Origin of the sequence: Mycobacterium sp. 1165196.3, from assembly GCF_001673415.1 — a bacterium.
Lineage (GTDB): Bacteria > Actinomycetota > Actinomycetes > Mycobacteriales > Mycobacteriaceae > Mycobacterium > Mycobacterium europaeum_A.
This window is the reverse complement of the sequence record NZ_LZLU01000264.1, coordinates 1-826: the sequence shown is the minus strand read 5'-3', so window position 1 is coordinate 826 and position 826 is coordinate 1. Positions and strand designations below refer to the sequence as shown.

Sequence of the window (826 nt, the reverse complement as noted above, 5' to 3'; positions counted from 1 at the left end):
CGGGGGCGCCAACCAGGTCCCTATACAAAGGCTTTCGGTGAACATCGCGCCCTTGGGCGTGCCGGTGCTGCCCGACGACGAAATCGCCGCGGCCGCACGCGCTCCGGGGCTGCGGATCGCCGAGGTGATGGCCACCGTCCTGCAGGGCTACGCCGGGCGGCCGGCGCTCGCGCAGCGCGCCCGCGAGGTCGTCACCGATCCGCAAACGGGCCGTTCGGCGCTGAACTTCCTGCCGCGCTTCGAGACGATCACCTATGCCGATCTGTGGGCGCGGGTGCAGGCCACGGCCGCCGATTGGCATCACCACCGACGGTTCCCGGTTCGCGCCGGGGACTTCGTCTGCGTGCTGGGGTTCGCCAGCATCGACTACACGGCCATCGAATGCGCCTGCATCCACCTCGGCGCCGTGGTGGTGCCCTTGCAGACCAGCGCACCCGCCGCCCAGCACGCGCCGATCCTCGCCGAGACCCGGCCGCGCGTTCTGGCCGTGGGCCTCGACAACCTCGCGACCGCCGTCGAGGCGGCCTTGGCGGGCACCGCGCCCGATCGCTTGATCGTGTTCGACTACGAGCTGCGCGACGATGACCAGCGCGCCGCCTTCGAGGCCGCGGTCGCGCGGCTGTCCGAGGCGGGCAGTGCGCTGACCATCGAGACGATCGATGCCGTCGCCACCCACGGCGCGGTCCTGCCACCCGCGCCCCTGCACGTCGCCGCGGCGGGCGAAGACCCGTTGGCCTGGGTCTTCTACACGTCGGGCAGCACCGGCACGCCCAAGGGCGCGATGTTCACCGAAAGCCTTTGTATAGGGACCTGGTTGGCGCAATCC

General features: G+C 71.3%; 1 protein-coding gene. It reads left to right on the top strand.

Features of this window, described 5'->3' with window-relative positions:
• Nucleotides 1–37 precede the first annotated feature (37 nt).
• On the top strand, nt 38–826 hold a 789-nt coding region (locus A5659_RS25175; RefSeq protein ID WP_231998013.1), incomplete at its 3' end, for an AMP-binding protein.